Origin of the sequence: Pseudoalteromonas sp. CO109Y (genome assembly GCF_004208935.1) — a bacterium.
Classification (GTDB): Bacteria; Pseudomonadota; Gammaproteobacteria; order Enterobacterales; family Alteromonadaceae; genus Pseudoalteromonas; species Pseudoalteromonas shioyasakiensis.
Window position 1 is genome coordinate 1 of sequence record NZ_SGPD01000052.1, and the last position, 482, is coordinate 482.

Consider the following 482-nt stretch of genomic DNA (forward strand, 5'->3'; position numbering starts at 1 on the left):
TTTCTAGACATACTCACTGTGACACCTCTATTAGTTAACCACTTCACTGTTTCCTTTGCGACATACTGAGCTCCTTGGTCTGAATGAAAGAGCAAGTTCGCACCATCAGGTTTACGTGCTGACCATGCTTTTCTCAGTGTTTTAATAACTAACTCGGCGTTGTTTATACGGCTTGTTACCCAGCCAACAACCTTACGAGAATACAAATCAAGGATGACGCATAAATACTGCCAACCATCCTTACAGCGTACTTGTGTGATATCTGATACCCACACGGTATTTGCTGTATCAACATTAAACTGACGCCGTAATAAATTACTCGCTTTGATTGTACCTTCTATCTTCGCGCGACTTGTATAGCGTCTCTTACCTGATTTTGAACGATAGCCAACGCTTTGTAACAGCCTCTGCACACGTCCTTTACTGCAATCAAAGCCATGTGCTACCGCTGCTTCCCAAAGCTTTCTATAGCCCGGGATACA

1 protein-coding gene is annotated in these 482 nt (G+C 43.4%); it reads right to left on the bottom strand.

The genetic code is table 11. The features are described 5' to 3' along the window. Positions 1-482 (bottom strand): IS3 family transposase (locus tag EXT43_RS20485; protein WP_165385128.1); only part of this gene is annotated, 482 nt, incomplete at both ends.